The organism is Enterobacter sp. Y17 (assembly GCF_019730495.1).
Taxonomy (GTDB): domain Bacteria; phylum Pseudomonadota; class Gammaproteobacteria; order Enterobacterales; family Enterobacteriaceae; genus Enterobacter; species Enterobacter asburiae_B.
Genome location: NZ_JAASKP010000002.1, coordinates 219,463 through 234,339, shown reverse-complemented (window position 1 = coordinate 234,339; position 14,877 = coordinate 219,463). Strand labels below are relative to the sequence as shown.

Sequence of the window (14,877 nt, the reverse complement as noted above, 5' to 3'; positions counted from 1 at the left end):
AAGATTCACAATTTGCGCGCGATAATATCACACTTGATTTGTTACGCACGGTTCCACCAGCCACTTCTGCCAGCTGGCCGTTACCTGAGCACGTTCATGAGCAAAACAGTCCAGCGCCACGTGCCCCGGCTGCTCCTGCAGCGCCAGGTGGTGAAGCTCATCGCGCAGCGTCGTATAGGCGCGGGTTAAGGCCTGCGCCTCCTGCTCGTCCATGATGTCGTTTTGCGCCAGCAGCTCCAGAATGCGCACGTTATCGGACCAGCGCGTCAGCTTCGGCTTGTCGTGGGCGTGCAGCAGCACCAGATACTGGGTAATGAACTCAATATCGGTAATCCCGCCCTCGTCGGCTTTAATATCAAAGCGATCGCGGTGTTTATTGCCGAGATGCGCGCGCATTTTCTCGCGCATTTCGCGCACTTCCGTTTGCAGCGTGCTGCCATCACGCACGGTGGTCATAACCTCCTTACGGATGACGTCAAACTGCGTTTTGAGCTGCGGATCGCCATACACCACGCGAGCGCGCACCAGCGCCTGATGCTCCCACGTCCAGGCTTCATTCTTCTGGTAATCGGCGAAGGACTCCGTCGAGGTTACCAGCATGCCCGCCGCGCCGGACGGACGCAGACGGGCATCCACTTCATACAGAATGCCCGACGAGGTGCGGGTGCTGAAAAGATGCATAATGCGCTGCGCCAGGCGAAGGTAGAACTGGCGCCCGTCAATTTCACGCTCGCCGTCGGTCATTACGTCAACCGGGCAGTCGTGCAGGAAGATTAAATCCAGATCGGAGCTATAGCCCAGCTCCCAGCCGCCAAGCTTGCCGTACCCCACGACCGCAAAGCCGCGTCCTTCACGTTCGGCCAGGTGTTTCGGCTGGCCGTAGCGCGCCACCATCTGCACCCACGCCTGATGGACCACCGCGTCGATGATCGCCTCAGCAAGCCAGGTTAAGTGATCGCTCACTTTCATCACCGGCAGCGTTCCGGCGATGTCAGCCGCCGCCACGCGCAGCATCTGCGCCTGCTTAAACTGGCGCAGCGCCTCCAGCTGTTGCTCTTCGTCCTCTTCCGGCACGCGCAGCAGATACTGACGCAGCTCGTCCCGGTAGGCATCCGTCGCCGTTGGCTGATACAGCGTGTTCGGGTCGAGCAGCTCATCCAGCAGCAGCGGGTAACGCGCGAGCTTGTTGGCCACCATCGGCGACGCGGCGCAGAGCGTAATCAGGTGCTTCAGCGCCCCCGGAAACTCGCTCAGGAGTTCCAGATAGGTGGTACGCGTGATAATCCCGCTCAGCAGCGGCATCATGCGCGACAGCGGCACCGGCGCGTCCGCCCGCGAGCAGACCTCGCTCAGCAGGTGCGGCATCAGGTGATCCAGCACCTGACGACCTCGCGGGCCGATGGCGCGTTTGTTCAGCTCAAGACGGAAATCCGCGATCAGCGCCACCACGCGATGGCGGGCGTCGTCGGTTAAGTGCGTCAGCACCGGCGTGGTGTCATCTTCCTGGAGCGCGTCCTGCCACAGCTCGCGCCAGTGCTCGGAAAGGGCATCGTCCGGTGATTCACTTTCGTCATCACCGATCAGCTCGTTAAAGATGCGGCGCACGCCCGCCATGTGAGCGTCCAGCCGTTCGGTTAACGCCGCCCAGTCGTCCACGCGCATGCCCCAGGCCAGGCGCGCCCGGTTAAGGTCATCGCCCGGCAGGGTCTGGGTCTGTTCGTCGTTGATGCTTTGCAGCAGGTTTTCCAGACGGCGCAGGAAAAGATAGGCCTCGCGCAGGGTTTGCGCGTCGCCGTCCGGCAGCAGGTGCAGCTGCTCGATGGCGCTCAGCGTCGGTAACAGCGAGCGGGACTGCAGGGACGGCTCACGGCCACCGCGAATAAGCTGGAAGACCTGAACGATAAATTCGATTTCGCGGATGCCGCCCGCGCCGAGCTTGATGTTGTCTTTCAGCCCGCGACGGCGCACCTCACGGGCGATCATCCCTTTCATATTACGCAGGGACTGGATCACGCTGAAGTCGATATAGCGACGGAACACGAACGGGCGCAGCATGGCGCGCAGCTCGTTGGCGTAAGCGTCGTCGCTGTCGCCCATGATCCGCGCTTTAACCATCGCATAGCGCTCCCAGTCGCGCCCCTGCTCCTGGTAGTAATCCTCCAGCGCGGCAAAGCTCAGCACCAGCGGTCCGCTGTCGCCAAACGGGCGCAGGCGCATGTCCACGCGGTAAACAAAACCGTCCTGCGTCGGCTGATCCAGTGCCTTAATCAGACGCTGACCGAGGCGGGTAAAGAACTGGGCGTTGTCCAGCTCGCGACGGCCGCCGCGCGTGGAGCCGTTCTCGGGCCAGGCAAAAATCAGGTCGATGTCGGAGGAGAAGTTCAGCTCGCAGCCGCCCAGCTTGCCCATCCCCAGAATCAACAGCGGCTGAGGAACCCCTTCCTCGCTGCACGGCGTGCCCCACTCTTTACAGCAGGCGGCGTAGAGCCAGTCGCGCGCGGCGACAATCAGCGTTTGCGCCAGCTCGCTTAGCTGCTGCAGCGTGCTCTCTTCGCTCACCAGCTCCAGCGCCTGAGCCCAGGCAATGCGCACCATCACCCGACGACGGAACTGGCGCAGGACGCGCATCAGCGTGGCTTCATCCGCAACGTCTTCGAGTGCGGTTTGCAGCCAGCCGGCGTAATGCCGCCACTCGTCCGCCTGCGGCGGCGCGTTCTCAAGCTCTGCCAGCCAGTCCGGGTTGGCGGTGATGCTTTCCTGCACAAAATCACTGAAGGCGAGCACGCTCTTCGCCTGCTCGCTTAACGATGACGCCGGTAATGACTCAGGCAGACGTTCGCAAACGGTCTGCCACTGCTGCTGTAACGGTGAAGAAAGCGGCATTATAGGGGTTCCTTGCCAGAGTTAACGTTTTCCGCTGTGCAGCCAGAACGGCTCCTGCGAAATGGCCTCGTTACGGAAATGCTCAATCTCAATATGCTGGCGGGTTTCAATGGCATGCTTCAGCCCCTGCCAGTTTTCCAGCCAGGCCTGGGTTTTAACGCCGTCATAAGCGCCGGAAAGCAGCAGCATGCTGTCGATGTTGCGCGACAGACGGGGAAGCTGATCGCCATACTGGTCCCCGAGCGGATACGCAAAGGTGCTCTTCAGCTCGGCGGCATGACGGGAAAGATGAATATCCGCGAAACGCTTAAAGTTTTCCGCGATTTTGGTCTCCGCTTTCGCATCCAGGAAGGCGCGCCAGCCGCGCGTCACCAGAAACTCGGTCAGCGCCAGTTTTGCCGAAGCGGCTTGCGGGCTGTAGATCGCCGTTTGCGCCGATACGTCGGAGAGCATCAGCGTTTCGGTTTGCGTCAGCAAATCACGTAAGTGAGCGCTCGCTTTGCGAGGAACAATACCGCCGAACAGCGTCAGGGTATGGCGCACCAGGGCAATCGCCGCCAGCACGTGGGATTTCGCGTTTTTCACATTTCGCACCCACAGCTCTTCATGGTATTGCCACTGAGAAAGCGCCAGCTCCAGCGCGGCTTCCAGGCCCTGTTCAACGCTGGCTTTCGGCGCAACGTGCAGGATGGTCGTCTCTTTCAGCACGCGCGGCGCATTTCCGGCGGCCAGATGGTAACCCCGCGCGGCTTTACTCAGGCTTCCCTGACGCAGTCCGGACTGGTTCACCAGCCTGCGCGCCAGCTTCAGCACGTCATTCGCGTCCCCTTCCAGCAGCTCAAGCTCGAGTTCGCAAATCGGTTCCTGCCACTCACCCGCCTTCACGTCGCCCAGATCGAGGGCGATTTCGATGCGGCTTTTGCCTTCCGTCACCAGCCATTTTTCGCGCCAGAAATCAGTGCTGAACAGCGGCTGCACCTGTTCCGCCAGCGTGGAAGGCAGTTCGCCATCCGGCCAGACTTCCGTCGGGAAACGTTCCAGCTCAAGTTCTGGCTTGCTGATGTCGATATTGTATTCCGGGCGCTGATGTAAACCGCCGACCACGCGGCCGGCAATTTTCATCGTCATCTCGTAGCGCCCGCTCGCGCCGCGGATGCGCAGCCCCATATCGTGGCGGCGCAGCCAGTTGTCTGGCGTTTCGTAATAGATATTAAGCAGTTGTACCGGTGCATGGTGTTCGCCGGAAAGCGTATGCAGATGCTGGCGGAGTGCGCCAACGCTGTCTTTTTCGACGATAAACTTTAATTCGATTTCTTGTGCCATAGCCTTGTACTTTTGCGGGCGTCACAGACGCGTCAATGAGGGCGAACTTCCTCGCCATTTGTTTGTCAGTACATAGTATTTTGCGCCAAATTGCCATGCAATGAGCAATTTGTCGGGTGTAAATCTGTAGAGTCGTGACACAGATGATTCTGATTGCTGACGAATGCTTTGCGTAGAGACACTGTTGCCACTACTATCGTTCCACTATTTATGAAAATAACGACTAATGATGCTTAAATTACGCCTGATTGGACTTACTTTACTCGCTTTTAGCGCCGCAAACGCAGTGCACGCTGAAGAGAAGCGTTACGTTTCTGACGAACTGAACACCTGGGTACGCAGTGGCCCTGGAGATAATTATCGCCTCGTGGGCACGGTGAATGCCGGCGAGGAAGTTACCCTGTTACAGACCAACGCGGACACCAATTACGGTCAGGTTCGCGACAGTACCGGCCGTACGTCCTGGATCCCGCTGAAAGAGCTGAGCACCGTGCCAAGCCTGCGCACGCGCGTTCCCGATCTGGAAAACCAGGTGAAGACCCTGACCGACAAGCTGAACAACATCGACGGCACCTGGAACCAGCGCACCGCTGAAATGCAGCAGAAAGTGGCGCAAAGCGACGGGGTGATTAACGGTCTGAAAGAAGAGAACCAGAAACTGAAAAACGAGCTGATTGTCGCGCAGAAGAAAGTGAATGCCGCTAATCTGCAGCTCGACGACAAACAGCGCACCATCATCATGCAGTGGTTTATGTATGGCGGCGGCGTGCTGGGCGTGGGTCTGGTGCTGGGTTTGGTGCTGCCGCATCTGATCCCAAGCCGCAAGCGTAAAGACCGCTGGATGAACTAATTCGTCTTCTCTGCCAGACTTACGTATCATTCTGGAAAAGAGAAAACGGGAGAGTTGGGCGTGAAGAGTTATCTGGTCGGTGGTGCGGTACGTGATGCGTTGTTAGGTCTGCCGGTCAAAGATAAAGACTGGGTGGTGGTTGGCGCTACCCCTGAAGAGATGCTCGACGCGGGCTACCAGCAGGTAGGCCGCGATTTTCCCGTGTTCCTGCACCCGAAAAGCCGTGAAGAGTATGCCCTGGCGCGTACCGAGCGGAAATCGGGCTCGGGCTATACGGGCTTCACCTGCTATGCCGCGCCGGACGTGACGCTGGAGCAAGATCTCCTGCGCCGCGATCTCACCATCAACGCGCTGGCGCAGGACGAGGACGGGCAGATCGTTGACGCCTATGGCGGTCAGGACGATCTGCGCAACCGCCTTTTACGCCACGTCTCCCCGGCGTTTTCTGAAGATCCGCTCCGCGTGCTGCGCGTGGCGCGCTTTGCCGCGCGTTACGCCCATCTCAGCTTCCGGATTGCCGATGAAACAATGGCGCTGATGACCGCCATGACCGAGGCGGGCGAGCTTGAACACCTGACGCCAGAGCGCGTCTGGAAAGAGACGGAAAATGCCCTCACCACGCGCAACCCGCAGGTCTTTTTCCAGGTCCTGCGCGACTGCGGCGCGCTGAAGGTGCTGTTCCCGGAAATAGACGCGCTGTTTGGCGTACCTGCCCCGGCAAAATGGCACCCGGAAATTGATACCGGCGTACACACGCTAATGACCCTGAGCATGGCCGCCATGCTCAGCCCTGACGTGGACGTGCGCTTTTCCACCCTGTGCCACGATCTCGGCAAAGGCTTAACGCCAAAAGAATTCTGGCCTCGCCACCACGGGCACGGCCCGGCGGGGGTGAAGCTGGTCGAGGGGCTGTGCCAGCGTCTGCGCGTGCCGAACGAGATCCGCGATCTGGCGAAACTGGTGGCCGAGTTCCACGATCTGATCCACACCTTCCCTATTCTGAAACCGGCCACCATCGTTAAGCTTTTCGATAACATCGACGCCTGGCGCAAACCCCAGCGCGTCGAGCAAATCGCGCTCACCAGCGAAGCTGACGTGCGCGGTCGTACCGGGTTTGAAGCGTGCGATTACCCGCAGGGACGTTTACTGCGCAAAGCCTGGGATGTAGCGAAAGCGGTGCCCACGAAGGACGTTGTCGAAGCGGGATTCAAAGGGCCGGAAATTCGCGAAGAGCTCACGAAACGGCGAATTCAGGCGGTGTCGGACTGGAAGGAAAAGCATTGCCCTCAGCCGAAAGACTGAGGGCCATCGGTCAGAAGAAGACCACGTACACCGCAGCCGCCACGATAAAGCGATAGATCGCGAACGGAATAAACGAGATACGCTTAATCAGCTGCAGGAAGGTTTTAATCGCAATCAGCGCCACGATAAACGCGGTGATGAAGCCGACGGCGAACATCGGAATGTCGCCAGCCGTCAGGAAGTGATAGCTCTTATAGACGTCGAGTACGGTGGCGCCCATCATCATCGGCACCGCCAGCAGGAACGAGAACTCTGACGCGGCGTAACGGCTTACGCCCATCAGCATCCCGCCGGAGATGGTTGCGCCTGAACGCGAGAAGCCCGGCCACAGCGCCAGACACTGGAAGCAACCAATGATAAACGCCTGACGATACGTCATATCGTCCAGACCTTCCGCCCGCGGCGTTTTTGGCTTCAGCACTTCCGCGGCGATCAGCAGGAAGCCCCCCACCACCAGCGCGTACATTACGTTAATCGGGTTAAACAGCGATTTGATGGCGTCGTGGAACACCAGGCCCAGCACCACCGCAGGGATCATCCCAAGCAGAATATGGATCAGTGACAGACGACCTTTACTGGCCCCCTCGTGCTGAGGCGGACGGCCAAAATGGATGCCGATCAGGCCAAACAGGCGACGCCAGAACATTACGACCACCGCCAGAATAGACCCCAGCTGGATCACCACTTCAAACGTTTTTGCGGTATCGCCTTCAAAGCCCAGCAGATGGCCAACGATAATCATATGGCCCGTACTGGAGACCGGCAAAAACTCCGTCAATCCTTCGACCACACCCAGTATTGCCGCCACCAGCAGCGAGTGCATATCGCTCATCTATAAACCCCTAAAAAAGATATAAAAAAACGGTCGCCCCAACGGCTACCGTGAAAGATACAGCTTTAAGACCGGTATAACCTAAAATGGTTTAGCAATTATGACGTTAATTCTTGCCTTTCAGATTTGTGCCACGCTCAATAATGACGCCAACGTTGGCGGCGCGCGCCACCGCTCCCGGCTTGCTCAGCTTGATGCGCACCCACGGTGAATTGAATTTTTTCAACAGCAATTCTGCGACTTCTTCCGCCACCCGTTCGACCAGCGCAAAACGTTGCCCTTCAACGTGGGCGATGACCGTTTCACTGATGTCGGCATAGCTCAGACAGTCGTTCACGTCATCGCTTTTTGCCGATTTGCGGTTATCCCATCCCATTTCGATATCGAACACCAGCTTCTGCTCGATGGTCTGTTCCCAGTCGTAAACACCAATTGTGGTGATTACCGAAAGTTGCTCTATAAATACAATATCCATCACGACCTGCCTGCTTTTTGGCTAAACCGGATACCACTTCCGGCGAATTATGCGTATTATCCACAGATGCTGAGAATACAGATACATTTTCAAAACGGAACAGCGTTATGAGTGCAATCGCGCCTGGAATGATCCTCCTCGCCTATCTTTGCGGCTCAATCTCCAGCGCCATTCTGGTCTGCCGCATTGCCGGGTTACCTGACCCGCGTGAAAATGGTTCCGGGAATCCGGGGGCGACCAACGTACTACGAATTGGCGGCAAGGGAGCAGCCGTAGCGGTTTTGATTTTTGATGTTCTGAAAGGGATGCTGCCCGTCTGGGGCGCCTATGCGCTGGGCGTTACGCCGTTCTGGCTGGGGCTCATTGCTATTGCTGCCTGCGTTGGCCACATCTGGCCCGTATTCTTCGGTTTTAAAGGCGGCAAAGGCGTTGCGACGGCCTTCGGTGCGATTGCACCTATCGGCTGGGATCTCACCGGCGTCATGGCCGGGACCTGGCTTCTGACCATTCTTCTTAGCGGCTACTCGTCGCTGGGCGCCATCGTCAGCGCGCTGATCGCTCCGTTCTACGTCTGGTGGTTCAAACCCCAGTTCACCTTCCCGGTGTCGATGCTCTCCTGTCTTATCCTGCTGCGTCATCACGACAATATCCAGCGCCTGTGGCGTCGTCAGGAGACCAAAATATGGACGAAGCTCAAGAGAAAGAAAAAAGACGCTCCGAAGGGTTAGTTATGCCTTATAGCCAAATGTGATTTTGGTCACCTTCTGCCTGTGGTAACTGTTAGAGACACAACACAACCACACAAAAAGAAAAATGGCAGAAATCACAGAACCAACTCCCCTTTCAACGGCAGGAAGCACCCCGGATGGCGACATCCAGTGGGTGCGCAGCGCGTCGGATGTATCACGCCTCGTTAATGACGGTTCTCAGGGCCGGACAAACGCCCGTATCGTGGTCGGAATCGCTTTGGGCGGCATTTTTCTCGATGCCTACGATCTGGGCGCGCTGGCGTTCGGCATTAAAGACATCACCCGCGAATTTAACCTGACGCCCGCCGGTACCGGCATGGTGGCCTCGGCCATTACCTTTGGCGCCATTGTCGGGGCGCTGCTCGGCGGTTACCTCACGGATAAAATCGGGCGCTATCGCGTTTTTATGGCTGATATGGTGTTCTTCGTGGTGGCAGCGATCGCCTGTGCGCTGGCCCCGAACGAATATGTGCTCGCGGGCGCCCGCTTTGTGATGGGGCTGGGGGTCGGGATCGACCTTCCCGTGGCGATGGCGTTTTTAAGCGAGTTCGCCAGGCTGAAAGGGCCCGGAAATAAGGCCTCCAGCGTCGCGATGTGGTGCCCCACCTGGTATGCCGCCATCAGCATCTCCTACCTGCTGGTGCTTTTCTTCTACGCCGTGCTGCCGGAGAGCCACAGCGACTGGCTGTGGCGTTTGATTCTCGGCTTTGGCGCGGTGCCCGCGCTGGTGATTATCGCCATCCGCAGCCGCTATATGAGCGAATCTCCGGTCTGGGCGGCGAATCAGGGCAACCTGAAAGAGGCGGCGTCGATTTTACGCCAGTCGTATAACATCAATGCCCACGTGCCGCAGGACGCGCTCGGCCAGCCCGCACCTGTCGTGAATAAAGCGAAATGGTCAAATTATCTGAACCTGTTCCGCGGCATCTACTTGCGCCGCACGACGCTCGCCACGCTGCTGTCCGTCGTCTCGTCGTTTGCCTACAACGCCGTGGCGTTTGGCCTGCCGGTGATCATCTCCAGCTTCTTTGTCCAGTCGATGCTCACCACCATTCTCATTTCTCTGGCGCTTAACCTGCTGTTTGCCTTCGTCGGCGGACTGCTGGCGGTACGCTACGTACCACGCTTCGGCGCCTGGCGGATGTCGCTTGCGGGTTATGCCTGCCAGCTTGTCGCATTGCTTGGCCTGGCGCTGATTGGCCGACCGGAAGGTGTCTCTGAAGGCGTGCTTGCTGTGGCGATGCTGGCGCTGTTCCTGTTCGGTCAGGGCTTCGGCCCGGGCGCGCATACCATGACGTTCGCCTCCCTGAGCTACCCGACCTCGCTGCGCGGCGTGGGCGTGGGCCTCAACCAGACGCTGATGCGCAGCAGTTCCACGCTGTCGCTGTTTCTATTCCCGCTGCTGGTCGCCTCGCTGGATACCGCCGTGTTCTGGGTGATTGCGCTGGCGCCGTTTATCGGCCTGGCGTCGCTGCTGGCGATCCGCTGGGAGCCGTCCGGGTATGACGTGGATGCGGAGGACTACCGGTAACGACACATCACTTCGGTGGGTTCACCCCACCGAAGGGTTCTTATAAATCGTCAAGCAGCGTCCGGGAGAGTTTTTTTAGCGTCTCAAGCTCATCGTCATTCATCCGCATGCTGCAGCGAATCAGGTCCGGCAAAGCCATCACCCGTTTCTTCAGGTCTTTCGCCTTATCGGTCAGTACGACATTTTTCATCCTTTCATCACCCACAACCGCGATACGGTTGAGGAATCCTTTTGCCTCAAGCTTTTGTACAAGCGGGGTCAATGTGCCCGAATCAAAAAACGTCTTATCGCTGAGATCGCGAAGTGGAATGTTGTCTTTCTCATAAAGCGCCATCAAAACAACGAATTGCGGATAGGTTAGATCCATCTCTTGCAGTAAAGGGCGATACTGGCGAACGAACGCGTTGGTGACCGAGTACAGCGAGAAACAAAGTAAATCGTCTAGTGTTTTGTTTTCTTTCATTTTTCTATCAACTCCGAATCGGTTTCCTGAAAAAATTATAAATAATGTTTGACTAAAAGTATCTTGCGCGCAAGTATTATACCAACAACTAAATAGCGCACTACATAGTTATCTCATCCGATCAAATACGCTTAAAGAGGTACTACCATGAAAACACTAACCGCCATCCTGGTTTCTTCAGTCTTCGCGTCAGCTGCGGCATCCGCTCAAACCACCAATACCCCAACCCCGACCGCAGGCGTACAGGCATTTCTTAATGTTTTGAATTCCGGCAAGGGTAAGCCAATGGAACAGATGACCCCGCAGGAGGCCCGCCAGGTACTGATTGGCGCACAGCAAGGCGCAAAACTGCCGCCCGCTCAGGTCTCTGAAAAAACGATCCAGGTAAATGGCCAGGCGATAAAACTGAAAATAGTGAAACCTGAAAACGCCAGCGGCACGCTCCCCGCTTTTATGTTCTTTCACGGCGGCGGCTGGGTGCTGGGTGACTTCCCTACCCACGAACGCTTAATCCGCGACCTCGTTCGCGCTTCGGGTGCCGCTGCGGTTTACGTCGATTACACTCCGTCACCTGAGGCCCATTTCCCGGTAGCAATTAATCAGGCCTATGAAGCGACAAAATGGGTCGCCGGGCACGGTCAGGAAATTGGCGTGGACGGTAGCCGTCTGGGTCTGGTGGGTAACAGCGTGGGCGGCAACATGGTGGCTTCGGTGGCGCTGCAGGCCAAACAGTTCAATGGGCCAAAGATTCGCTACAACGTCATGCTCTGGCCGGTTACCGATGCGAACTTTGATACTGCCTCGTATAACCAGTTCGAAAATGGCTATTTCCTGTCGAAAAACATGATGAAATGGTTCTGGGATAACTACACCACCAGCGCTGCCGATCGCAACAATATCCTTGCCTCTCCGCTTCGCGCCAGCACCGCGCAGCTGAAAGGCTTCCCCGAGACGCTGATCCAGACAGCGGAGCTGGACGTTCTGCGGGATGAAGGTGAAGCATTCGGGCGTAAACTGGATGCGGCTGGCGTCCCGGTGACCGTCACGCGCTATAACGGCATGATCCACGACTACGGCCTGCTTAACCCGCTGAGCCAGGAGCCAACGGTGAAAGTTGCCCTTGAGCAGGCAGGTGCAGCATTGCATGAACACCTGAAGTAGGATCGTCATTCATCTACAGAGCACGGCCCCGGCCGTGCTTTTGTATTTCTCCTGCCTGGCCATCCATAAGCGACTCGTATGACAGCCTTCATTTCCGCCAGGGCATACTGAAACGTATCCCGATGGTGTGGAAATGGATGCAGCATGTTAGCAGCTCAGGTCACTGATAATACGTATAAAGGCTGGCAGGCGTCGCTTGCCCTGCAGTTTTGTCACACCCCTGAGAAAACCCTCCTGCACTCCGCCCACCACGTCGGGCCGCTCACCGTTCAACGTCCGTTTTACCCCGAAGGGGAAACCTGCCACCTTTACCTTCTGCACCCGCCCGGCGGGATCGTGGGCGGCGATATGCTGGACATTTCCGTTCGGCTGGACGCCAAAAGCCACGCGCTCATCACCATGCCCGGGGCGAGCAAGTTCTATCGCAGCAGCGGCCCGCAGGCGCGTCTGAACCAGCATTTTTACCTCGATGAAGATTCCACGCTGGAGTGGCTCCCGCAGGACACCATTATCTTCCCCGGCGCGAATGCCGCGCTGCGCTCCGTCTTCCACCTGAAGGCCTCCAGCACGCTGCTGGCGTGGGAGCTGTACTGCCTGGGGCGTCCGGTGATCGGTGAGACCTTTAGCCACGGCACGCTGGAAAGCCGCCTTGAAATCTGGGTTGAAGACGAACCGCGCCTGATCGAGCGTCAGCATCTTAGCGACGGCGATCTCACGCCCGTCGCCGGACGTCCGTGGCTCGGCACGCTGCTGTTCTATCCGGCCAAAGAAGAACATCTCGACGCGGTGCGCGAACGGCTCGCCCCGCTGGAAAATTATGCAGGTGCAACGCTCGTTGACGATCTGCTGTCGGTGCGCTTTCTCTCCAACGACAACCTGATTTGCCAGCGGGTGATGCGCGACATCTGGCAGTCGCTTCGCCCGCTTCTCACCACCAAAACCGCCTGTTCGCCGCGTATCTGGCAGACATAAGAGAAACGTTATGGAACTGACCCCCAGAGAAAAAGACAAGCTGTTGCTGTTCACCGCCGCGCTGGTTGCCGAACGCCGCCTTGCGCGCGGGGTAAAGCTCAATTACCCGGAATCGGTCGCGCTGATCAGCGCCTTCATTATGGAGGGCGCGCGCGATGGCGAAACCGTCGCCTCGCTGATGGAAGCGGGCCGCCACGTCCTGAGGCGCGACCAGGTAATGGAGGGCGTCCCGGAGATGATCCCGGATATTCAAGTCGAAGCCACCTTCCCGGACGGATCGAAGCTCGTCACCGTCCACAACCCGATCGTCTAAGGAGCGCGTGATGATCCCAGGTGAATACCAGATCCAGCCCGGAACGATTGCCCTCAACGTCGGGCGTGAAACCCAACGCGTGGTTGTCGAAAATCACGGCGACAGGCCGATCCAGGTCGGATCGCACTACCACTTTTACGAGGTCAACCCGGCGCTGAAGTTCGATCGGGAAGCCACCAAAGGCTTCCGGCTGAACATCCCGGCGGGCACCGCCGTGCGCTTTGAGCCCGGCCAGAAGCGGGAAGTGACGCTGGTTCAGGTCACGGGGGCGCAGCGCATTTTCGGCTTTCGCGGCGAGGTGATGGGCGAGGTGAAACATGGCTGAGATTTCACGCCGGGCATATGCCGATATGTTCGGCCCCACTACCGGAGATAAAGTGCGGCTGGCCGACAGCGAGCTGTGGATCGAAGTGGAAGACGATCTCACGGTCTACGGCGAAGAGGTCAAATTCGGCGGCGGAAAGGTGATCCGCGACGGCATGGGCCAGGGGCAGATGACCGCTGAGGGCTGCGTGGATCTGGTTCTCACCAACGCGCTGATCGTCGATCACTGGGGGATCGTAAAAGCCGATATCGGCGTCAAGGACGGACGGATCTTCGCCGTCGGCAAAGCCGGGAACCCGGACATTCAGCCCGGCGTGACGATCCCCATTGGCGCGGCAACGGAAGTGATTGCCGCCGAGGGGAAGATCGTTACCGCCGGCGGGATCGACACCCACATCCACTGGATCTGCCCGCAGCAGGCGGAAGAGGCGCTGGTTTCCGGCGTCACCACCATGATCGGCGGCGGCACCGGACCGGCGGCGGGCACCAACGCCACCACCTGCACGCCGGGGCCATGGTATATCGCCCGCATGCTGCAGGCTGCCGATACGCTGCCGGTGAATATTGGCCTGCTCGGCAAGGGTAACGGCTCCAGCCCGGACGCCCTGCGCGAGCAGATTGCCGCGGGCGCCATCGGGCTGAAGATCCACGAAGACTGGGGCGCGACGCCCGCGGCAATTAACTGCTCGCTGGAGGTGGCTGACGAGATGGATATTCAGGTGGCGCTGCACAGCGACACGCTGAACGAGTCCGGGTTTGTCGAAGACACGCTGGCGGCCATCGCCGGACGCACCATCCACACTTTCCACACCGAAGGCGCGGGCGGCGGCCACGCGCCGGATATCATCACCGCCTGCGCGCATCCGAATATTCTGCCCTCTTCCACCAACCCGACCTTGCCCTACACGGTGAACACCATCGACGAGCATCTCGACATGCTGATGGTTTGCCATCACCTCGATCCGGATATCGCCGAGGACGTGGCGTTTGCCGAATCCCGCATTCGTCGTGAAACCATCGCTGCGGAAGACGTGCTGCACGACATCGGCGCGTTCTCGCTTACGTCGTCAGATTCGCAGGCCATGGGCCGCGTCGGGGAAGTGATTATCCGCACCTGGCAGGTGGCGCACCGCATGAAGGTCCAGCGCGGCGCGCTGCCGGACGAGACGGGCGATAACGACAACTTCCGCGTGAAGCGCTACGTCGCCAAATACACCATTAACCCGGCGCTCACCCACGGCATCGCCCATGAAGTCGGTTCGATTGAGGCGGGCAAGCTGGCGGATCTCGTGGTCTGGTCTCCGGCGTTCTTCGGCGTCAAACCCGCCACCATCGTCAAGGGCGGGATGATCGCCTGCGCGCCAATGGGCGATATCAACGCCTCAATCCCTACGCCGCAGCCGGTGCATTACCGTCCGATGTTTGGATCGCTGGGCGCCGCGCGCCACGCTACCCGACTGACGTTTATCTCGCAGGCCGCCAGTGCGAACGGCATCCCGCAGCAGCTCAACCTGCAGAGCGCCATTGCGGTGGTGAAAGGCTGCCGGACGGTGAAAAAGGGGGACATGATCCACAACGGCCTGCAGCCGAATATCACCGTGGACTCGCAAACCTACGAGGTGCGCGTCGACGGTGAACTGATAACCAGCGAACCGGCTGACGTTCTGCCGATGGCGCAACGCTATTTCCTGTTTTAAGG

Annotated in this window: 14 protein-coding genes; 9 read left to right on the top strand and 5 right to left on the bottom strand. The window is 58.6% G+C overall.

What is annotated here, in order from left to right; all coding sequences use genetic code 11:
- Positions 1 to 27: 27 nt before the first annotated feature.
- Both glnE and HCH49_RS15445 read right to left on the bottom strand, forming a co-directional pair.
- A complete protein-coding gene (glnE, locus tag HCH49_RS15450; protein ID WP_047060362.1) occupies positions 28 to 2,883 on the bottom strand; it encodes a bifunctional [glutamate--ammonia ligase]-adenylyl-L-tyrosine phosphorylase/[glutamate--ammonia-ligase] adenylyltransferase in 2,856 nt (951 codons plus the stop codon).
- Between the two features lie 21 nt (positions 2,884 to 2,904).
- Positions 2,905 to 4,206 carry an inorganic triphosphatase gene (locus tag HCH49_RS15445; protein WP_221702957.1) on the bottom strand — a complete coding sequence of 434 codons (1,302 nt, stop codon included), beginning with the start codon at positions 4,204 to 4,206 and terminating at the stop codon, positions 2,905 to 2,907.
- 229 nt (positions 4,207 to 4,435) lie between these two features.
- Here HCH49_RS15445 and HCH49_RS15440 point away from each other — a divergent pair, with 229 nt between their 5' ends.
- Entirely contained in the window at positions 4,436 to 5,056 is a 621-nt protein-coding gene (locus HCH49_RS15440) for a TIGR04211 family SH3 domain-containing protein (RefSeq protein ID WP_221702997.1), read from the top strand.
- 60 nt (positions 5,057 to 5,116) lie between these two features.
- On the top strand, positions 5,117 to 6,358 hold the full coding sequence (locus tag HCH49_RS15435; RefSeq protein WP_023309213.1) for a multifunctional CCA addition/repair protein: 1,242 nt from the start codon (positions 5,117 to 5,119) through the stop codon (positions 6,356 to 6,358).
- A 10-nt stretch (positions 6,359 to 6,368) separates the two neighbouring features.
- On the opposite strand, the gene bacA is transcribed toward HCH49_RS15435, so the two are convergent.
- Together bacA and folB are read right to left on the bottom strand one after the other, a co-directional pair.
- Positions 6,369 to 7,190, bottom strand: coding sequence for an undecaprenyl-diphosphate phosphatase (gene bacA, locus HCH49_RS15430; RefSeq protein WP_033146670.1), 822 nt, complete (start codon positions 7,188 to 7,190; stop codon positions 6,369 to 6,371).
- Positions 7,191 to 7,296: 106 nt separating this feature from the next.
- Entirely contained in the window at positions 7,297 to 7,665 is a 369-nt protein-coding gene (gene folB, locus HCH49_RS15425) for a bifunctional dihydroneopterin aldolase/7,8-dihydroneopterin epimerase (RefSeq protein ID WP_023333447.1), read from the bottom strand.
- Between the two features lie 107 nt (positions 7,666 to 7,772).
- On the opposite strand from folB, the gene plsY reads away from it, so the two are divergent.
- Positions 7,773 to 8,393, top strand: a complete 621-nt coding sequence (gene plsY, locus HCH49_RS15420) for a glycerol-3-phosphate 1-O-acyltransferase PlsY (protein ID WP_023309216.1) — start codon at positions 7,773 to 7,775, stop codon at positions 8,391 to 8,393.
- 85 nt (positions 8,394 to 8,478) lie between these two features.
- On the top strand, positions 8,479 to 9,945 hold the full coding sequence (locus tag HCH49_RS15415; RefSeq protein ID WP_047060359.1) for an MFS transporter: 1,467 nt from the start codon (positions 8,479 to 8,481) through the stop codon (positions 9,943 to 9,945).
- Positions 9,946 to 9,985: 40 nt separating this feature from the next.
- On the opposite strand, the gene HCH49_RS15410 is transcribed toward HCH49_RS15415, so the two are convergent.
- Positions 9,986 to 10,408 (bottom strand): MarR family winged helix-turn-helix transcriptional regulator, encoded by a 423-nt coding sequence (locus HCH49_RS15410; RefSeq protein ID WP_221702956.1) that lies wholly within the window; start codon positions 10,406 to 10,408, stop codon positions 9,986 to 9,988.
- 147 nt (positions 10,409 to 10,555) lie between these two features.
- Between HCH49_RS15410 and HCH49_RS15405 the strand changes: the two genes are divergently transcribed.
- The 5 genes from HCH49_RS15405 (at position 10,556) to ureC (ending at position 14,875) form a co-directional block, all read left to right on the top strand.
- Positions 10,556 to 11,569 (top strand): alpha/beta hydrolase, encoded by a 1,014-nt coding sequence (locus HCH49_RS15405; RefSeq protein ID WP_033146672.1) that lies wholly within the window; start codon positions 10,556 to 10,558, stop codon positions 11,567 to 11,569.
- Between the two features lie 144 nt (positions 11,570 to 11,713).
- Complete coding sequence (locus tag HCH49_RS15400) at positions 11,714 to 12,541, top strand: urease accessory protein UreD (protein ID WP_221702955.1); 828 nt, start codon at positions 11,714 to 11,716, stop codon at positions 12,539 to 12,541.
- Between the two features lie 10 nt (positions 12,542 to 12,551).
- Positions 12,552 to 12,854 carry an urease subunit gamma gene (locus HCH49_RS15395; protein WP_006811999.1) on the top strand — a complete coding sequence of 101 codons (303 nt, stop codon included), beginning with the start codon at positions 12,552 to 12,554 and terminating at the stop codon, positions 12,852 to 12,854.
- Positions 12,855 to 12,864: 10 nt separating this feature from the next.
- Positions 12,865 to 13,179: an urease subunit beta gene (locus HCH49_RS15390; RefSeq protein ID WP_045404057.1), complete on the top strand. Its 315-nt coding sequence runs from the start codon at positions 12,865 to 12,867 to the stop codon at positions 13,177 to 13,179.
- On the top strand, positions 13,172 to 14,875 hold the full coding sequence (ureC, locus tag HCH49_RS15385) for an urease subunit alpha (protein WP_221702954.1): 1,704 nt from the start codon (positions 13,172 to 13,174) through the stop codon (positions 14,873 to 14,875). Before HCH49_RS15390 ends, ureC begins: the two co-directional genes overlap by 8 nt.
- Positions 14,876 to 14,877 lie beyond the last annotated feature (2 nt).

Bases quoted from the DNA above. Each gene is read 5' to 3' on its own strand.
- glnE (WP_047060362.1), bottom strand. From the start codon at position 2,883: ATGCCGCTTTCTTCACCGTTACAGCAGCAGTGGCAGACCGTTTGCGAA.
- HCH49_RS15390 (WP_045404057.1), top strand. From the start codon at position 12,865: ATGATCCCAGGTGAATACCAGATCCAGCCCGGAACGATTGCCCTCAAC.
- plsY (WP_023309216.1), top strand. From the start codon at position 7,773: ATGAGTGCAATCGCGCCTGGAATGATCCTCCTCGCCTATCTTTGCGGC.
- HCH49_RS15405 (WP_033146672.1), top strand. From the start codon at position 10,556: ATGAAAACACTAACCGCCATCCTGGTTTCTTCAGTCTTCGCGTCAGCT.
- HCH49_RS15400 (WP_221702955.1), top strand. From the start codon at position 11,714: ATGTTAGCAGCTCAGGTCACTGATAATACGTATAAAGGCTGGCAGGCG.
- HCH49_RS15415 (WP_047060359.1), top strand. From the start codon at position 8,479: ATGGCAGAAATCACAGAACCAACTCCCCTTTCAACGGCAGGAAGCACC.
- HCH49_RS15410 (WP_221702956.1), bottom strand. From the start codon at position 10,408: ATGAAAGAAAACAAAACACTAGACGATTTACTTTGTTTCTCGCTGTAC.
- HCH49_RS15440 (WP_221702997.1), top strand. From the start codon at position 4,436: ATGCTTAAATTACGCCTGATTGGACTTACTTTACTCGCTTTTAGCGCC.
- folB (WP_023333447.1), bottom strand. From the start codon at position 7,665: ATGGATATTGTATTTATAGAGCAACTTTCGGTAATCACCACAATTGGT.
- bacA (WP_033146670.1), bottom strand. From the start codon at position 7,190: ATGAGCGATATGCACTCGCTGCTGGTGGCGGCAATACTGGGTGTGGTC.
- ureC (WP_221702954.1), top strand. From the start codon at position 13,172: ATGGCTGAGATTTCACGCCGGGCATATGCCGATATGTTCGGCCCCACT.
- HCH49_RS15395 (WP_006811999.1), top strand. From the start codon at position 12,552: ATGGAACTGACCCCCAGAGAAAAAGACAAGCTGTTGCTGTTCACCGCC.
- HCH49_RS15445 (WP_221702957.1), bottom strand. From the start codon at position 4,206: ATGGCACAAGAAATCGAATTAAAGTTTATCGTCGAAAAAGACAGCGTT.